The sequence below is a fragment of the Heyndrickxia sporothermodurans genome, from assembly GCF_003055045.1.
GTDB lineage: Bacteria > Bacillota > Bacilli > Bacillales > Bacillaceae_C > Heyndrickxia > Heyndrickxia sporothermodurans.
This window is the reverse complement of sequence record NZ_NAZB01000099.1, coordinates 1-519: the sequence shown is the minus strand read 5'-3', so window position 1 is coordinate 519 and position 519 is coordinate 1. Positions and strand designations below refer to the sequence as shown.

The window sequence follows — 519 nt, the reverse complement described above, 5'->3', positions numbered from 1 at the left end:
ACCACTATCGTGGTTACAAAAAAGACGTTTTTCGTTTTGTTCAGTTTTGAAGGATGAATTCTTCAAAAAAATATGCAATATATAAAAACAACGACAAGGAGTTCTTCTTCCATATCGATGTTTTTTATTTCCGAAAATGTGGGCCTATAGCTCAGCTGGTTAGAGCGCACGCCTGATAAGCGTGAGGTCGATGGTTCGAGTCCATTTAGGCCCACCATATAACATCTTCGGGGCCTTAGCTCAGCTGGGAGAGCGCCTGCTTTGCACGCAGGAGGTCAGCGGTTCGATCCCGCTAGGCTCCACCAAAAGATAAAGTCAATAAAGATATTATTTTTAGATAATTTCTAAATTGCACTTTGGGTAAAATTGCTCCTGCGGCAATGCTTATTCGAGGAAGATTAGGTTCACCTCGGAGCAAGGCAGCATGAAGCAAATGCTACGATGATTAATCATGATGTGATTGAAATCAGTAGCCTTGTTCTTTGAAAACTAGATAATATGAGAAATAACCAAGTAATA

Annotated in this window: 2 tRNA genes; both read left to right on the top strand. The window is 40.5% G+C overall.

The features are described 5' to 3' along the window. Positions 1 to 140: 140 nt before the first annotated feature. A tRNA-Ile gene (locus B5V89_RS19805) sits at positions 141 to 217 on the top strand. Between the two features lie 12 nt (positions 218 to 229). Continuing rightward, positions 230 to 305, top strand: a tRNA-Ala gene (locus B5V89_RS19800). Positions 306 to 519: the final 214 nt, after the last annotated feature.